Source organism: Streptomyces sp. NPDC032161, assembly GCF_040636995.1.
Classification (GTDB): Bacteria; Actinomycetota; Actinomycetes; order Streptomycetales; family Streptomycetaceae; genus Streptomyces.
Genome location: NZ_JBEZVN010000045.1, coordinates 18,949 through 34,616, shown reverse-complemented (window position 1 = coordinate 34,616; position 15,668 = coordinate 18,949). Strand labels below are relative to the sequence as shown.

Sequence of the window (15,668 nt, the reverse complement as noted above, 5' to 3'; positions counted from 1 at the left end):
CGCACCGCAGTCATCTCGTCCGGAGTCACACTCACTCAACGCGATATCGAACCCGAAAGACACGCACCACGGCCAACCTGACCAAGCACTACTAGGTCGTCGGCCACGGGGTGCGGGGCACGGGGGCGGGTGACGGCGAGGACCTCCCGCTCGGGGCGGTGGTCCACGGAGGGGGCCGTCGACGCGGTGGAGCGGCCGGGTCCGGTCGTGCGGGCCGCCGACCACGGAGGCGGGTACGCATCCGACCGCCGGGCCGAGGAGATCACCACCGAGCAGCGGCGGCGCGTCCTGGGGGTCAACCTCACCGGCCCGTTCCTGCTGTCCCGGGCGCCGGGGAAGCCGATGCTGGAGGCGGGCGGCGGCTCGATCGTCGTCATCGCCTCGATCGCGGGGCTGCACGGCATCGCCGACCGTGCCGCGTACAACGCGAGCGAGCGCGGCCTGATCGGCCTCACCAGGACCCTGGCCGCCGAATGGGGCGGCCGCGGGGTCCGCGTCAACGCGGTGTGCCCGGGCTGGGTCAAGACCGGGATGGACGCCGCCGGACCAGGCGTCCGGCGGCCACACCGACTCCGACATCGTCGAGCGGGTGCCCATGGCGCGGTACGCCGCGCCCGAGGACATCGCCCAGACCGTGGCCTTCCTGGCCGACCCCGCGCGCGGCGGCTTCGTCCACGGCGTCGCGCTGCCGGTGGCCGGAGGCTGGACCGCCGACGCGAACTGGAACTCGCTGCGTCTGCGCAAGCGCTGGCCAAGGCCGCGCGGCCTCCCCCGCGGCGAGCCGAATCCGGGCGGGTGGATGAAGGACCGGGGAAGCACGACTCCCCTGCCCGGCCTCTGCCTTGACCTTCCCCCTGGGGAAAGCCACAGCATCGATGGGGCCGGGCCGGACGCCCGGCACGAGGAGGAGTGGGCATGGAGCTGCTGACCATCGGGGCGTTCGCGAAGGCGTCCCGGCTGTCGCCGAAGGCCCTGCGCCTGTACGACGAACTCGGCCTGCTGCCACCCGCGCGCGTCGATCCGGTGACCGGCTACCGCCTCTACGCGCCGCGGCAACTGGAGCGGGCCCGACTGGTCGCCTGGCTGCGGCGGCTGGGAATGCCGCTCGCCCGCATCCGGCACGTCTGCACCCTGGACGCGGCCGGGGCGGCCCAGGAGGTCCGCGCCTTCCGGGCCCGGTTCGAGGCCGAGACCGCCGCACGGCGGGACCTCGCCGCCTTCCTCGTCGACCAGCTGACCGGAAAGGACCCCGCCATGTCACCGACCACGACCGCCGAGCCCCTGGAAATCCGTTACGCCGCGCTCTCCGACACCGGCCGCGTCCGCGGGAGCAACCAGGACACCGCCTACGCGGGAGGCCGACTGCTCGCCGTCGCCGACGGCTTCGGCCCTGCGGGCGCCTCCGCGAGTGCCGCCGCCGTCGACGCGTTCCGGCACCTCGAAACCGACGGTGTCCCGGCGGGCGATCTCCTCAACGTCCTGGCGGACGCCGTCGAACGGGCCGAGCGGGCGGTACGCGGCGTCACCGCCACGGGTCCCGCGCCGGACGAAACCGGCACCACGCTCACCGCGATGCTCTGGACGGGCTCACGGCTGGCCCTCGTCCACATCGGCGACTCCCGCGCCCATCTCCTGCGCGACCGCGAGTTGTTCCGGATCACGCACGACCACACCGTGGTGCAGGCGATGATCGACGAGGGGCGCATCGGCCCGGAGGAGGCCGACTCCCACCCTCAGCGCTCGCTGCTGATCCGGGCGCTGGGCCGGGGGACCGACGGCACCCCCGACATGCGCCTGCACGAAGTCCGCGCCGGGGACCGCTACTTGCTCTGCTCCGACGGCCTGTCCGCGGTGGTCGGCACCGAGGAGATGCGCCGGGTCCTCACCACGGTCGACGAACCGGAACCGGCCGTACGGGAACTCGTCTCACTGGCCAACCGCTCCGGCGGCCCCGACAACATCAGCTGCGTCGTCGCGGACGTCGTGGAGCCGCACCGGTAGGGAGCGGAGCCGACGCCCCGCCTCCCGCCCCGATCCCTGTCTCCGTTCGTGGTCTCCGTTCGTGGTCTCCCCCGTGCTCCCGGAGGCCGTGTCGGCCGCACGGCAGGCGACGTTCGAAGACAGGGATTACGGGACAGCCTTTAGGATCCCGCCCATGGCTATCGACCCCGGCTACACCTGCTCCTGCTGCGGTGAACACCACGCGGAACTCCCGATGGGGTACTCGACCATGGCGCCCGACGTCTGGGACGCGAGCCTGGAGAGCGATCCCGACAGCATGCTCTCCTCGGAACAGTGCGTCGTCAGGAACGAGCACTTCTTCATCAAGGGCCTGATCGAGATACCCGTCCTCGGCAGCGAGGAGCCCTTCTCCTGGGGTGTGTGGGTCTCGCTCAGCCGGACGAACTTCGCGCGCGCCCTCGATGTGTGGGAGACCCCGGGGCGCGAGGCCGAGCAGCCCTACTTCGGCTGGCTGAGCACCGAGTTGGGGCTGTACTCGCCCCGTACGACCAATCTCAAGACGAACGTGCACACCCGCCCCATCGGCCGACGCCCCGCCGTCGAGCTGGAACCCACCGACCACCCCCTCGCCGTCGAACAGCGCACCGGCATCACACGCGACCGGGTGCGGGCGATCGCCGAAGCGGTGCTGCACGGCACGGACCTGAGCGGCTGATCACCGAGCGCCGCGCTCCACACACCCGGCGCTCAGCGTTCACCCATCTCACGCACTCACGCACTCACGCACTCACGCACTCACGCACTCACGCGTCTGAACGAGCGGTCCCACGGCCGACTCCGGGGCTGCTCCGGGGCGACCCCGGGCCGATTCCACGGTCGGCCGCTCACCGGCTCCGTGCCCGGCGTTCCTCACCGGTCGATCCCCGAGCGCAGCTGCTCGAACGCGGCCTCGGCGTCCGCGACCGCTTCCGGGTACGCCCGGTCCGCGCTCATACCCGCGTCGATCCGCCGCCAGTTCTCCTCGGCCAGGACGCGGAGCACGGCGTTGATCTGGCCTGCGGCCAGCCGGTCCGGCATCCGGTCGCCCAGCGCGTGGGCGAGCACCGCCTCCGAGCGCCTCTGGTAGCCGAACAGCCGCGCCACCAGGGACGGAGTCCCGTACAGCAGCCGCAGGTACACCAGCACCTGCGGCGCATCGCACAGCCCTGTCACCGGGTCGCGCCGCTCCAGGCCGTCGAGGAAGTGGCGGCGCAGGGCGTCCAGGGGGGACTCGTCGTCCGCGCGGGCGGCGACCACGCGGGCCGACTCGTCCTCGTGGTCGGCGAACCGGTGCAGCACCAGGTCCTCCTTGGTCGGGAAGTACCGGAACAGCGTCGGCTTGGAGATGTCCGCGGCCGCCGCCACCTCCGCGACCGAGACCTTGTCGAAACCCCGCTCCAGGAACAGCGCGATCGCGGTCTCCGAGACCGCCTGATACGTCAGCTGCTTCTTCCGCTCACGCAGGCTCATCGGCGCGTGCAGCGCACGGGGGGTCTGGGGCGTGTGCTCCGGGCGGCCCCGACGGCCCCCGTGCGCCGTGTGCGCCACTGCCCCGGGGCCGGGATTCTCTCCGCTCATGACCATGAAGGGTACGCCTCGGCCCCGAGCGGACTCGACGCCCGAGCCCGGCCACCGCGCGCACGTCGGACACCCCCGCGCCACACACACGCCCCCCTGCGGACCCGCCCGCGCGCACGGAGCGCCCCCGCCTCCGGGCGTCAGAACATGTCCGGGCACCACGCCCGCCGCGCCGCCCGGAACATCCCCTCCGCCGTCGCCACCGCCCCCGGTGTCCGTTCCTCGATACGGCCGAGGGCCGCCAGCCGGGCCGGGGACTCGTCACCCAGGTAGAGCGTCCCCAACTCCCGTACGTCCAGGGAGATGTCGGCGTCCCGCGTGGTGGGGGCGCAGGTCGCGCCGGACGGGGAGGCGTCCAGGCGGTAACGGCCGCCGGCCAGGCCGGCCGCGTCGTGGACGTCCAGGATCAGCGTGCCGGGCACGGCGTAGGTGCGGGCCTCCAGGGCGCGTACGACGTCGAGGACGCGCACCCACAGCCAGTCCGCGTGGGTCACGACCCGGGCCGCGCGCGGGTCCGGGAGGAGGAGGGGCAGCAGGTCGTCGGGGGCGCGGTAGCCGGTACGGACCGTGGTGATCCAGTCGATCGAGCAGACGAAGTGCCACAGCGCGCGCTCCGCGGCCGGGGTGACGGCGATGTGCTCGACGACCGTGGCCCGGTTCAGCGGCTGCTTGGCGTCGCTCCAGCGCTCGTCGGCGCGGTAGGCCATCAGGCCGTCGGGCTCGCCGTCCGCGTCCTGGTGGACCGCGTAGAAGGGTTCCGTCCAGGGCTCGGGGCGGGGCCGGTTCTCGCCGGTGGTCAACTCCCACCAGCGCGCGTCGCGGTTGATGGCCCCGTGTCGGCGGGCGCGCAGCCGGTCGTGGATCGCCGGGCCCAGCTTCCGTACCTCCGAGCCCGTCACCAGGTCGATCCGGCCGCCGTCCGCCGCGGAAGGGACGGGTCGGCGCGGGTCGAGGCCCGACCGGGACACGTCGATCTCCCACTCGGTGGTCCACGTCGCCGGGCCGAAGCCGTACCGCCCGTAGATCGGGTACTCGGCGGCGATCAGCGTGGCGACCACCTCGCCGCGTTCCTTCGCCGCCGCCAGGTCGTCGGCCACCATCCGGCCGAGCAGTCCGCGGCGGCGGTGCGTGGGCGAGACCGTGACGTTGGAGATCGCGTCGGCACGCACCGCGGCACCGCCGACGGCGGTGAGTTCCTGTGCGAACGAGCGGAACGTGGCCACGCACCGCCCGTCGTCGAACACGCCTCGCGTGCGTGAGAGGTCGGTGTGCGGGAGGCGGCTGCCGATCTCCTGCTCCGTCACGGTCGGCGGGCGCAGGAAGCCGGTGTTCAAGGCCCGCAACCAGTCGGGGAAGTCGGACTCGTCGAGCGTACGGAGGTCAAGGGGCATGAGCCCACGCTAGGCACTGCGTTCACGGGCTGTCGCCGGGTTTTCCGCCGATGCCGGGATCGGGACCGGCACCCTCGGGGCCCCCTCGGGCCCTGTCCCGGCAGCCGCCCCGTATCCGGATATCCGGACCCGGACACCGGACCCGGACATCCGTCCGGGCGTGTCCGTTCAGAACGCCGCGCGGATCTCGCCGACCTCGTCGCCGCCGCCCAGCAGCGGGGCGCGGCCGATCCGGTCGACCACCGGGGCGTCGACGCCGAGCAGCCCCAGCGACCGGGCCAGCACCGGGCCCAGCGCGCGCCCGGCACCGTCGTCGATCTTGAAGGCGAGCGCCCGGCCGTCCGGCAGCGCCACCGCCTGCACCGCCTCCGCGCCCATCTTGGAGAGCGTGCCCGGCACCTCCCGCATCAGCCAGGTGTCGGGGCGGCGCGTCCCGGCCACGTACTCGGGGTGCGCGCGCATCGCGTCCCCGACCCGGCGCTCGGCCGTCCCCGGCTCCGCCGTCACGAACGAACGGAACGCCCGGGCCAGCCCCACCAGACTGATCGCCATCAGCGGCGCCCCGCACCCGTCCGTGCCGACCGCCGCGACCGGCTCGCCCGCGACCTCCTCCACCACCTGGTGGACCAGGCGCTGGAGCGGGTGCGCGGGGTCGAGGTAGGAGGTCCGGTCCCAGCCGTTCAGCGCGCACGCCGCGAGCATCGCCGTGTGCTTGCCCGAGCAGTTCATGGTGATCCGCTCCCGGACGTTCCCGGCGGCCAGGTACGCCTCCGCCTCGGCCGGATCCAGCGGCAGGTCGGGCGGGGTCCGCAGGTCGCCGGGCGTCAGCCCGTGCTCGGCGAGCATCGTACGGACGAGATCGAGGTGGAAGCCCTCCCCCGAGTGGCTCGCGGCGGCCAGCGCCAGCCGCTCCCCGGACAGGTCGAGTCCGGCCCGCAGCACGGCAGCGGCCTGCATCGGCTTGTTGGCGGAACGCGGGAAGACGGGCGCCGCCGGATCGCCCAGGGCCCGTTCCACGCTGCCGTCCGCCGCCAGCACGACCAGCGAGCCGCGATGGCCGCCCTCCACGAAGCCGGACCGTACGACCTCGGCCAGGACCGGATGGGTGTCCGGGCGGGCGGGGGATATGCCGGACGGGGCGGCGGGGGCGGAGGAGGCGGCGCTGGGGGTCATGGTGGCCTTCCGGGGACGGTGCGGACCCGCCCCCCGGAAGGATCGCTTCAGGCGAGCAGGTCGTCTACTTGTGCTTCTCCGTCACGGTACCTGCGGGCGATCTCGGCACCGCAATCGTCAGCGGTGCGTTGCAGCTGGTGACGGCGCCGGGAGACCTGCTGCTCATAACGGACCAGGCGCCCCATCGCGGCGTGCAGCTCCTCGTCCGTACGGGCGTCGAGGTCGGAGAGTTCGACCTCGGCGAGCGTCTCGGCCGCCAGTTGGCGGTACTCGTCGCTGCGGGGCGTGGTGAGCGTGACGTGCCGGGCGGAGGAGCGGTGCCGGGACGGGGTGTCGGCGAGGATCTCCGAGAGCCGGTCCACCACCGGCACCTCCGGATCCAGCCGCCGGGCCAGCTCGGCCCGCAGGATGTCGATCCGCCCCTGGACCAGTCGCCGCACATAGCTGAGGTCGGCCTCGTCGCGCTGCGAGTCGCGGCGCAGCGTGCGCAGCTCCGCCAGCCGCAGACCGCCCAGCTCGGGCCGCGGCCCGGCGGGCGGGGCGTCCGCACCCGCGTGACCGGTCCGCTGTACGGGTGGGCGCATGGTGCTGGTGCCGCCGTCACCGTCGCCATTGCCGTCGCGCGTGAACGGCACGGCGCCGGAGGACCGCCCGGTTCCATAGGTGCTCATGCTTGTGTCCATCCCCTCGACCGGTGCGTCGGCACACCGCCTTGCGAGCATGGTGCCACTCCAGTGGCCCTGTGTGGGCGGTCTGTACCCGTTCAGCCCAAGGCGGGGTTGGCCAAGTTAGGTTGGTCCGTATGCGTGCAGTGATACAGCGGGTGGACGGCGCGAAGGTGACGGTGGGCGACGGCTCGGGCGCGTCGGACGGGCCCGAGGTGGTCGGCGAGATCGTCGGCGAGGGGCTGTGTGTGCTGGTCGGGGTCACCCACGGCGACACTCCGGAAAAGGCGGCCCAGCTCGCCCGCAAGCTCTGGTCGGTCCGCATTCTAGAGGGCGAGAAGTCCTGCTCGGATGTGAATGCACCGCTTCTGGTGATTTCGCAGTTCACCCTCTACGGGGACGCCAGGAAGGGCCGCAGGCCCACCTGGAACGCCGCCGCGCCGGGCGAGGTCGCCGAACCGCTGGTCGACGAGGTGGTGGCGCAGTTGCGGGCGCTGGGGGCGCATGTGGAGACGGGCCGGTTCGGGGCGGAGATGCGGGTCTCGCTCACGAACCACGGCCCGTTCACCGTGATCGTCGAGGTCTGACCGGTCCCGGCCGAAACCGACCGGTCCCAGCCGGGACCGACCGGGACGGACCGGTCCCGACGCGTGCGCGTCCGGACGGCGCGGCACGGGCCCGGCTGCGGGCGCGCACGGGCCCGACAGCGGGCGCGGGCCGGGCCGGGCCCATCCGGCCCCGACACGGGCGCGTCCGTGGTGCGCCCGGCACCGAGACGAACGTGTCCAGGTGCGGGCGCCCGGTCGGCCGGTCCTACGGCTCCACGACGACTTCCTGCGCGGCGGCCGTGTCCCCCGCGAGCAGTTCCGCGTCCACCGCGACGTTCCGCTTGATCAGGGCGAGCGCGATCGGTCCCAGCTCGTGGTGGCGGGCGGATGTGGTGATGAAGCCCAGCTGCCGGCTCTCGGGGCCGTCCGCGGCGAGCCGCACGGGGGTGCCGTGTCCGGGCAGGACGACCTCGCTGCCGTCGAGGTGCAGGAAGACCAGCCGGCGCGGCGGCCTGCCCAGGTTCTGCACCCGGGCCACGGTCTCCTGCCCCCGGTAGCAGCCCTTCTGGAGGTGGACGGCGGTGCCGATCCAGCCCACCTCGTGGGGAATGGTGCGGTGGTCGGTCTCGAAGCCGAGACGCGGGCGGTGCGCCTCGACGCGCAGCGCCTCGTACGCCAGGATCCCGGCGAGCGGGCCGTGCGCGGCCGCGTACTCCACCAGGTCGGCGCGGGGCAGGAACACGTCCCGGCCGTACGCCGTCTCCCGTACCATCACGCCGTCCGGGACCTCGGCGATGGAACCGGCGGGCAGGTGCACCACGGCGAAGTCCTCGGTGCGGTCGGCGACTTCGACCCGGTAGAAGAACTTCATGGACTCCAGGTAGGCGACGAGTCCGTCCTGCGTGCCCGGCTCGGCGTGCATCCACACCGTCTCGCCGTCGTCGACGAGGTAGAGGGCGTGCTCGACGTGCCCGTTCCCGGTGAGGATCAGCGCGTCGGTGGCCTGCCCCGGGGCGAGTTCGCTGACGTGCTGGGTGAGCAGCAGGTGCAGCCAGGCCAGCCGGTCGTCGCCGCTGACGGTGACGACGGCACGGTGCGAGAGGTCGACGAGGCCGGAACCGTCGGCAAGGGCGCGCTGCTCGCGGAACAGGTCGCCGTAGTGCGCGGCGACGCCTTCGTCGCGGCCCTCGGCGGGGACGGCGCCGGGCAGGGACAGCAGGGGGCTCTTCATGCGACCAGCGTACGACGCGGTCCCAGGGGCCGACGGCGGGCGTCGTCGCCTTCCGACGCCCCTTTGGCGTCACGCTTCGGCGCCGTCACCTTCCGGCGCCGCCCTCGACGCCGCTTTCGCCGACGCTTCTTCGGCCGTCGCCCGCGCCGTGCACTCGGCGCATCGGCCGAAGATCGCGAAGTGCTTCATGTCGGTCTCGAAACCGAAGTCGTCCTGGAGCTTCGCGGTGAACTCGGCGACCACCTCGACGTCGGCCTCGATGACGTTCGTGCAGTCGCGGCAGACCAGATGGATGTGGTGATGGCGGTCGGCCAGGTGGTACGTCGGCGCCCCGTGCCCCAGGTGGGCGTGGCTGACCAGGCCCAGTTCCTCAAGGAGTTCGAGCGTCCGGTAGACGGTGGAGATGTTCACGCCCGACGCGGTCCTGCGCACCTCGCAGAGGATGTCGTCGGGCGTCGCGTGCTCAAGTGTGTCGACGGCTTCCAGGACAAGCTGCCGCTGCGGCGTCAGCCGGTAGCCGCGCTTCCGGAGATCGGTCTTCCAGTCGGTGCTCACCACACGCTCAGTGTAGGTCCGGGCGGACCACCGCCCGCGGCCGAAGACGAAAGGGCCGTGCGGCAGGGCCGGAGGACCGGCCGGGCGCGGGTCGGGCGGCTGCTCGAAGCGGCCCGTTCGCGGCGGTCTGCCCGAGGCAGCTCACCGCCGCCCGCGATGCCTGCGGCCCGCTCGCGGCCGCTCGGAGCCTGCTCGAAGTCGCTGGAAGTCGCTGGAAGTCGCTCGAAGCGGTCTACTTGAAGAACGCGATGCCGTCGTCCGGCAGGTCGCCGAGGCTCTTCGCCATCGCCTCGACCTCTTCGGGGGTGACGACCTTCTTCAGATGGGCCGACATGTACGGGCGCAGCTCGACCTCGGGGGTGGCCTTCTCGCCGACCCACATCAGGTCGCTCTTGACGTAGCCGTAGAGACGCTTGCCACCGCTGTACGGGCCGGAGGCGGCAGTACGCGCCACCGCGTCGGTGGCCAGGTCGATCTGCGGCTTCTGGTCGGCCAGCTCGCCGTACCAGATCTCGACGACGCCCTGGTCGCGCACCATGACGACCTCGACCTTGCGGTCCTTGTCGATGCGCCAGTAGCCGGTCTCGGACTCCAGCGGCCTGACCTTGTTGCCCTCGGAGTCGAGCACCCAGGTGTGCGAGACGTACTCCAGGAAGTCCCGGCCGTCGTGCCGGAAGGAGACCTCCTGGCCGAAGTTGCACTTCTCGGCGCCGGGGAAGTCGGAGACACCCGCGCCCGCCCAGTTGCCGAGGAGAAAGGCCAGCGGGACGAGGTCCGGGTGGAGGTCGGACGGGATCTCGATCATGAGTGGCTCAGACGATCTGTGAGGAAGGCGGGTGCTGGATTCCGGACGTGGCACACGCGGGTGCGGAGGTCACGACCGTCCAGCGGGGATACCCGCACCGGGGGACGGAGGGAGGAGGGCGGCGGTGGGCCGCTGCGGTCAGCGCTGGCCCTGGTAGAGCTTCTTCACGGTCACGCCCGCGAAGGCGAGGGTGCCGATGCAGACCAGGACCAGCAGGGCGGTGAAGAATGCCTCGAGCACGGGAACTCCTTGGGACGGGCGGTGTGGCAGCGGTACGGCGCCGGGCCCCAGCCTAATGGGTTGGGCCCCGGCACGTCGGTTCGGGGCTTGCGGGCCCGGCCGCGCACGGACGCACGGTTCGTGGTGAGCACGGCGGGACCGCGGGGTGCGGGCCCGAGCACGGGGACCGGCCGACGATTACAGTTCGAGCCATGTCGAAGAAGCTCGTGATCAAGGTGACTGCCGGTGCCGACGCGGCCGAGCGCTGCTCGCAGGCGTTCACGGTGGCCGCGGTCGCCGTCGCCAGCGGAGTGGAGGTCTCGCTCTGGCTGACCGGGGAATCCTCGTGGTTCGCCCTGCCGGGGCGCGCCGCCGAGTTCGAACTGCCGCACGCGGCGCCGCTGCCGGACCTGATCGAGTCGATCCAGGCGGGCGGGCGGATCACCCTGTGCACGCAGTGCGCGGCCCGCCGCGACATCACCGAACAGGACGTCCTGGAGGGCGTACGGATCGCGGGGGCCCAGGTGTTCGTCAGCGAGATCATGGCCGACGGCGTGCAGGCCCTCGTCTACTGACACACCCTGGCACTCGCAGCCGCGACGCCCCGTCCACGCCCCGCACACACACGTGTCATCGCCGGGCGGTGACGTTCAGTGGCGTTTCTTGCCGTCGAGCTCGTCCCACCACTCGTCGGACTGCGGATCGCCGGACGGGTCGTCCCACCAGCGGTCCTCCGGCCCCCGCCGATTGGCGATCATGGCCGCGACGGGCGGAATGACCATCGCCACGAAGCACATCACTATCGCGGCGGGCATCGACCACAGCCTCACGAAGGCCCAGGCCGAGACGAAGAGGACGAGGCAGCCGCCCATCATCAGGAAATAGCCACGACGGCGTCGGGCGTACATGCTTCAAGCGTAGGACGGTTTCCGCCGGTGCGGACAGCCCGTGCGCACACGCAGGCCGTCCGCACGAGCACCTGGACTCGCGATCGTGCGGACGTGCCGTCCGTGCCCATGGATGCGTGCCGCCGGTGCCGACAGGTACGTGCAAACGGCGCGAAGGGCCGTACCCGCACCAGAAGCGTCCAACCCCTGGGGTACGGCCCTTCGGCCCGTGCGAGGCGGCCTGCTCGGCCGCGCTCGTTTCGTTCCGTACGGCCCGACCACGCACAGCCCGGCCCGTACGGCGGTCAGACGGCGATGGCTACCTCGGAGAGGCCACCCGTCCGCGCCACGACCGTACGGTCGGCGCTGCCGCCCGGCACCAGGGCGCGTACCGTCCACGTGCCCTCGGCCGCGTAGAAGCGGAACTGTCCGGTCGCCGAGGTCGGAACCTCCGCGGTGAACTCGCCGGTCGAGTCCAGCAGGCGCACGTAGCCCGCGACGGGCTCGCCGTCACGCGTCACGCTGCCCTGGATGGTCGTCTCACCGGGCTTGATGGTCGAGGCGTCGGGGCCGCCGGCCTGTGCTCCACACATGGTGTCCTGTTCCTTCTGGGTCGGGGTCGTACTGATCCGGGTCGTGCGGAGTCGCGGGGCTACTTGGCGGCGCCGAGCTCGATCGGCACACCCACCAGGGAGCCGTACTCGGTCCACGAACCGTCGTAGTTCTTGACGTTCTCCTGGCCGAGGAGCTCGTGCAGCACGAACCAGGTGAGCGCGGAACGCTCGCCGATGCGGCAGTAGGCGATGGTGTCCTTCGACAGGTCGACCTGCTCGGCCTCGTAGAGGGCCTTCAGCTCCTCGTCCGACTTGAAGGTGCCGTCGTCGTTGGCGTTCTTCGACCACGGGATGTTGCGGGCCGTCGGCACGTGGCCGGGGCGCTGCGACTGCTCCTGCGGGAGGTGCGCCGGGGCGAGCAGCTTGCCGCTGAACTCGTCGGGCGAACGCACGTCGACCAGGTTCGGGCCGCCGATCGCCTTCACGACGTCGTCGCGGTAGGCGCGGATCGACTCGTCCTGCGGCTTGGCCTTGTACTCGGTGGCCGGGCGGGACGGGACCTGGTCGCCGTCGACGAGGTCGCGGGAGTCCAGCTCCCACTTCTTGCGGCCGCCGTCGAGCAGACGGACGTCCTGGTGACCGTAGAGCTTGAAGTACCAGAACGCGTAGGACGCGAACCAGTTGTTGTTGCCGCCGTACAGGACGACGGTGGTGTCGTTGGCGATGCCCTTCTCGGACAGCAGCTTCTCGAAGCCGGCCTGGTCGATGAAGTCACGGCGCACCGGGTCCTGGAGGTCCTTCGTCCAGTCGATCCGGATCGCGTTCTTGATGTGGTTCTTCTCGTACGCCGAGGTGTCCTCGTCGACCTCGACGAGAGCGACCTGCGGGTCGTCGAGGTGGGCCTCGACCCAGTCGGCGTCTACCAGGACGTCGCTGCGGCTCATTCTTTTCTCCTCCGGGGCAGTCTGCGGCGAGATGATGCGAGACGGTGCGTGATGCGGGTGTACGGCGGGCTCGGGCCCGTGGCACACGTGCGAAGACAGCGGGATGGGGCTGGGGCCCTGAAAACCGGTCGAAGGGCCGGAAAAGACGCGGGGTGCCGGAGGCTCCCGCTCAGACAGCGCGACAGAGCATGGCGGCGACGCGGCACAGGTCCACTGCCCGCCGCTTCGTGAGATCCGCCCGTCCCCACTGAGGGAGACCGCCAATAGCGCACTGCATGGGACCGATCGTAGGGACGTGCGGACGGCCATGTCACCGTTGTGTCGCATGATGAGACACGATCATCCACGATTCGGGATACGGAAGGGTTCGCGACACTCCCCGCGCCGCTCCCCGACGGTCGGCGCCCGCCACCCATCTGCGGAGCGGACACCGTCGTCTCAGCATGTGACCTGCGGGAAGTGGCGGCCGGAACTCCGGCCCGGTCCCTGTCCGTTCCCGGCCGGGCCCGGAGCCACCGGGACTCACCCGGGCTCACCGGGTCAGAGGGACTCGTCCGCGCCCGGCGCCGGATCAGCCGGGCCCGAAGGGACACGTCCGACCCGCCCGGGCCCGCCGACTCCGGCGGAACCCGCCCGGACTCAGCCGGCGAGCTTCACGTTCGTACCCGCCACCATGACCTCCACACCCTCGTCGGTCACCTGGATCTTCCGGAGCTCCAGACCGCTGGGCAGGCCGCCGACCTGCCGCTCGAAGTCGGTCTTCCGGCGCACCAGGTCCTCCAGCCCGGGGATTCCCCCACCCGGCACCTTGTCCGCACGCACCCTGAGGGTCTGGCCGTCGACGAGGGTGACGGTGGAGAGCACGCTGCGCGAGAACGGGCGGCCGAGGACGTCGACGGTGCCGGTGACCTTCACCTTGCCGTTGCCGCCGTACTCGACGGCGACCCCGTCACCGGCGGTACTGGTCAGGTCGTCGTAGGAGATGACGGCCTTGCCGTCGGCGTCGGCGGCGGTGACACCGGAGAAGCCCTCGGTCAGTTGCACGTCGTGCAGCGCGGCACTCATCCGGCTGACCCGTATCCTGCGGCCGTTGCTGTCGGTCCGGATGCCGGTGATCTCGACATCGACCTCGTCGAACTGCGAGGCGAAGGCCTGGGTCAGGAACGGGAACCCGTTGATGGAGACGTCCGCGGACTCGACCGTCGCACCAGGGATCCGGATCCGGTCCTCGGCCTCCGACTCGGCGAAGTACAGCAGCGTCCGGTCGAGGACGACGAAGACCCCGACCAGCACCAACACCATGACCAGCAATCCCCGCAGCGCCCGCATGACCGCTCTCCCCCCTGCGTCCGGCTCGACGGCGCCCGCGCTCCCCCGTGCGCACAGACCGTCCCGAATGATCGACGAGCGGGCACCCCCATCGGTTCCCTGGGAGGTGCCCGCTCGTCGGAAGCGGCGCCGATCGGCGCCGTGCGGTGCCGGTGCGCGTACGCGTTACGCGAGCATGCGGCCGATCAGATAGACGGCGGGGGCCGCGGCGGTGAGCGGCAGCGCCACACCGGCCGTCATGTGGACGAACCGCGAGGGGTAGTCGTAGCTCGCCGCCCGCAGCCCGATCAGCGCGCATCCGCCCGCCGCCAGGCCGAGCAGCGCGCCGTGCGTGCCACCGGGACCGGCGAGCGTCCCGGCCGCCGCACCGGCACCCGCGCCCGCCAGCAGCGCCACCGCGACCGATGCCGGTCCGGGCAGCGGGAGCGCGCGGACGAGCACGGTGGCCGCGACGGCCACCGTGCCGGCCGTCACCGCGTCCGGGACCGCCGCGAGGTGCCCCGCCGCCAGCACCGTCAGGGCGGCCGATGCGGTGGTGGCCATCAGCCCGTACATCCGCTCGTCCGCGTCCGCGTGGCTGCGCAGCTGGAGGACCACGGTGAGCAGCACCCACACGCCGAGGGTGCCGAGGACGGCCGCCGGGGCGTTCTCTCGGCCCGCGGCGAGCAGGGCGGCGTCGGCGACGATCCCGCCCGCGAACGCGAGCACGATGCCCTGGCGCGCGGGCCACATGCCGTTCAGCCGGAACCATCCGGCCGCGGTCACGGCCTGCAGCAGGACCAGCGGTACGAGCAGGGCGTACGACCCGATCGCCGCGCCGAAGGCGAGCAGCAGCCCGAGCACGGCGGTGAGCCCGGCGGGCTGGATGCCCGGCGGGATGATCGGCGAGCGGCCCTCGGCGCGGGCGCGCTGGGCGTCGGTGACGCGGCTGTTGCCCAGGGTGCTGGGCGCGCCGTACCCGGAGGTGTCGAGTCCGGTGGCCGCGGAGCCGGTGGCGGCCGGCCCGTCGCCGTGCGCGGCTCCGGACACGGGCGCCGGGGCGACAGGCGCCTCGGGGGGCAGCGGGTGGGAGCCGGTGGCGCGCTGCGGCCCCGCCGAGGAGTACGCGGAGTACGGCGGGAGATAGGCGGTCTCGGCGGCGGACGGCACGGACTCCCGCGCGGAGGCTTCCGGCCGGGCGGGCCCGGTGGGGCCGACGGGCCCGGCAGGACCGTTGGGGCCGGGACGACCAGCGGGGCCAGTGGAGCTGGAAGGACCCTCGGGGGCGGAAGGCCCAGTGGACCCGGTGGGGCGGATGGTCGGCTGGTACTGGGTGTCCCAGGTCTGGCCCTCCCAGGTCTGCGTGACCGCGGGGTCGTACGGGACGTGCGGGTCCTGCGGGCCGGGGGCCGGTGCGGCGAAGGGGACGGGCGCCTGCGTGTGCCCGGCCGCCGGTCCGGGCGTGTGCCCGGCCGCCGGTCCGGGCGTGTGCCCGGCCCCGGTCGGCCACACGGCGCCGGCATGCGTCCCGGGGACCTGGCCCTGGTCGTACGGGGCGGCACCGTGGCCGGGCGCCGGGACGCCGTGGGACTGGTCCCCGGAGGGCCGGCCTCCGAAGGACTGGTTCGCCTGGGGCTGGGGGTGCGGCTGGGCCACGCCTCCGTGGACCTGGGCTCCGTAGGACTGACCGCCCTGGACCTGGGCGCCGTGGGACTGACCGCCGGAGGGCCGGCCGTCGTAGGACCGACCGCCGTGGGGCTGGGGGGACTGGCCGCCATCGAGCCGGGGCGCGTGGGCCCCGCCCCCGTA

General features: G+C 72.7%; 18 protein-coding genes and 1 pseudogene. 6 read left to right on the top strand and 13 right to left on the bottom strand.

Going from position 1 to position 15,668, the window contains the following annotated elements:
* Nucleotides 1–129 precede the first annotated feature (129 nt).
* The 4 genes and pseudogenes from AB0E67_RS33165 to AB0E67_RS33150 all read left to right on the top strand — a co-directional run.
* Nucleotides 130–492, top strand: a pseudogene (locus AB0E67_RS33165) (SDR family oxidoreductase); the annotation flags it as partial.
* Between the two features lie 97 nt (nt 493–589).
* On the top strand, nt 590–928 hold the full coding sequence (locus AB0E67_RS33160; protein WP_362033908.1) for a hypothetical protein: 339 nt from the start codon (nt 590–592) through the stop codon (nt 926–928).
* Entirely contained in the window at nt 916–2,001 is a 1,086-nt protein-coding gene (locus tag AB0E67_RS33155; protein ID WP_362033895.1) for a MerR family transcriptional regulator, read from the top strand. The genes AB0E67_RS33160 and AB0E67_RS33155 overlap by 13 nt, the downstream gene beginning before the upstream one ends.
* Nucleotides 2,002–2,155: 154 nt before the next feature.
* Nucleotides 2,156–2,677, top strand: coding sequence for a DUF2199 domain-containing protein (locus tag AB0E67_RS33150; protein ID WP_362033893.1), 522 nt, complete (start codon nt 2,156–2,158; stop codon nt 2,675–2,677).
* Between the two features lie 194 nt (nt 2,678–2,871).
* Here AB0E67_RS33150 and AB0E67_RS33145 read toward each other — a convergent pair whose 3' ends face one another.
* From AB0E67_RS33145 to AB0E67_RS33130, 4 genes are all read right to left on the bottom strand, one after another.
* Complete coding sequence (locus AB0E67_RS33145; protein WP_362033906.1) at nt 2,872–3,471, bottom strand: TetR family transcriptional regulator; 600 nt, start codon at nt 3,469–3,471, stop codon at nt 2,872–2,874.
* A gap of 248 nt (nt 3,472–3,719) precedes the next feature.
* The gene (locus AB0E67_RS33140) at nt 3,720–4,970 is read right to left on the bottom strand and encodes a GNAT family N-acetyltransferase (RefSeq protein ID WP_362033891.1); all 1,251 of its coding nucleotides are present in this window, start codon (nt 4,968–4,970) and stop codon (nt 3,720–3,722) included.
* Nucleotides 4,971–5,138: 168 nt separating this feature from the next.
* A complete protein-coding gene (locus AB0E67_RS33135) occupies nt 5,139–6,143 on the bottom strand; it encodes an asparaginase (protein WP_362033888.1) in 1,005 nt (334 codons plus the stop codon).
* Nucleotides 6,144–6,190: 47 nt separating this feature from the next.
* Nucleotides 6,191–6,814, bottom strand: a complete 624-nt coding sequence (locus AB0E67_RS33130; RefSeq protein WP_362033886.1) for an ABC transporter substrate-binding protein — start codon at nt 6,812–6,814, stop codon at nt 6,191–6,193.
* A gap of 131 nt (nt 6,815–6,945) precedes the next feature.
* Here AB0E67_RS33130 and dtd point away from each other — a divergent pair, with 131 nt between their 5' ends.
* Entirely contained in the window at nt 6,946–7,395 is a 450-nt protein-coding gene (gene dtd / locus AB0E67_RS33125; RefSeq protein ID WP_362033883.1) for a D-aminoacyl-tRNA deacylase, read from the top strand.
* A gap of 226 nt (nt 7,396–7,621) precedes the next feature.
* On the opposite strand, the gene AB0E67_RS33120 is transcribed toward dtd, so the two are convergent.
* The 3 genes from AB0E67_RS33120 to AB0E67_RS33110 form a co-directional block, all read right to left on the bottom strand.
* Nucleotides 7,622–8,587, bottom strand: coding sequence for a folate-binding protein (locus tag AB0E67_RS33120; RefSeq protein ID WP_362033881.1), 966 nt, complete (start codon nt 8,585–8,587; stop codon nt 7,622–7,624).
* A 69-nt stretch (nt 8,588–8,656) separates the two neighbouring features.
* On the bottom strand, nt 8,657–9,145 hold the full coding sequence (locus AB0E67_RS33115; RefSeq protein WP_362033878.1) for a transcriptional repressor: 489 nt from the start codon (nt 9,143–9,145) through the stop codon (nt 8,657–8,659).
* Between the two features lie 229 nt (nt 9,146–9,374).
* On the bottom strand, nt 9,375–9,947 hold the full coding sequence (locus tag AB0E67_RS33110) for an FABP family protein (protein WP_073789323.1): 573 nt from the start codon (nt 9,945–9,947) through the stop codon (nt 9,375–9,377).
* A 431-nt stretch (nt 9,948–10,378) separates the two neighbouring features.
* Here AB0E67_RS33110 and AB0E67_RS33105 point away from each other — a divergent pair, with 431 nt between their 5' ends.
* On the top strand, nt 10,379–10,741 hold the full coding sequence (locus tag AB0E67_RS33105) for a DsrE family protein (RefSeq protein WP_362033874.1): 363 nt from the start codon (nt 10,379–10,381) through the stop codon (nt 10,739–10,741).
* A 75-nt stretch (nt 10,742–10,816) separates the two neighbouring features.
* Here AB0E67_RS33105 and AB0E67_RS33100 read toward each other — a convergent pair whose 3' ends face one another.
* From AB0E67_RS33100 to AB0E67_RS33075, 6 genes are all read right to left on the bottom strand, one after another.
* The gene (locus tag AB0E67_RS33100) at nt 10,817–11,074 is read right to left on the bottom strand and encodes a DUF3099 domain-containing protein (protein WP_362033871.1); all 258 of its coding nucleotides are present in this window, start codon (nt 11,072–11,074) and stop codon (nt 10,817–10,819) included.
* A gap of 284 nt (nt 11,075–11,358) precedes the next feature.
* The gene (locus tag AB0E67_RS33095; protein ID WP_073785773.1) at nt 11,359–11,646 is read right to left on the bottom strand and encodes a DUF1416 domain-containing protein; all 288 of its coding nucleotides are present in this window, start codon (nt 11,644–11,646) and stop codon (nt 11,359–11,361) included.
* Between the two features lie 59 nt (nt 11,647–11,705).
* Nucleotides 11,706–12,551, bottom strand: coding sequence for a sulfurtransferase (locus AB0E67_RS33090; RefSeq protein WP_362033868.1), 846 nt, complete (start codon nt 12,549–12,551; stop codon nt 11,706–11,708).
* 169 nt (nt 12,552–12,720) lie between these two features.
* On the bottom strand, nt 12,721–12,828 hold the full coding sequence (locus AB0E67_RS33085; RefSeq protein WP_351520956.1) for a putative leader peptide: 108 nt from the start codon (nt 12,826–12,828) through the stop codon (nt 12,721–12,723).
* A 362-nt stretch (nt 12,829–13,190) separates the two neighbouring features.
* Nucleotides 13,191–13,880 (bottom strand): DUF2993 domain-containing protein, encoded by a 690-nt coding sequence (locus AB0E67_RS33080; protein ID WP_362033865.1) that lies wholly within the window; start codon nt 13,878–13,880, stop codon nt 13,191–13,193.
* A 165-nt stretch (nt 13,881–14,045) separates the two neighbouring features.
* Nucleotides 14,046–15,515, bottom strand: a complete 1,470-nt coding sequence (locus AB0E67_RS33075) for a hypothetical protein (RefSeq protein ID WP_362033904.1) — start codon at nt 15,513–15,515, stop codon at nt 14,046–14,048.
* Nucleotides 15,516–15,668: the final 153 nt, after the last annotated feature.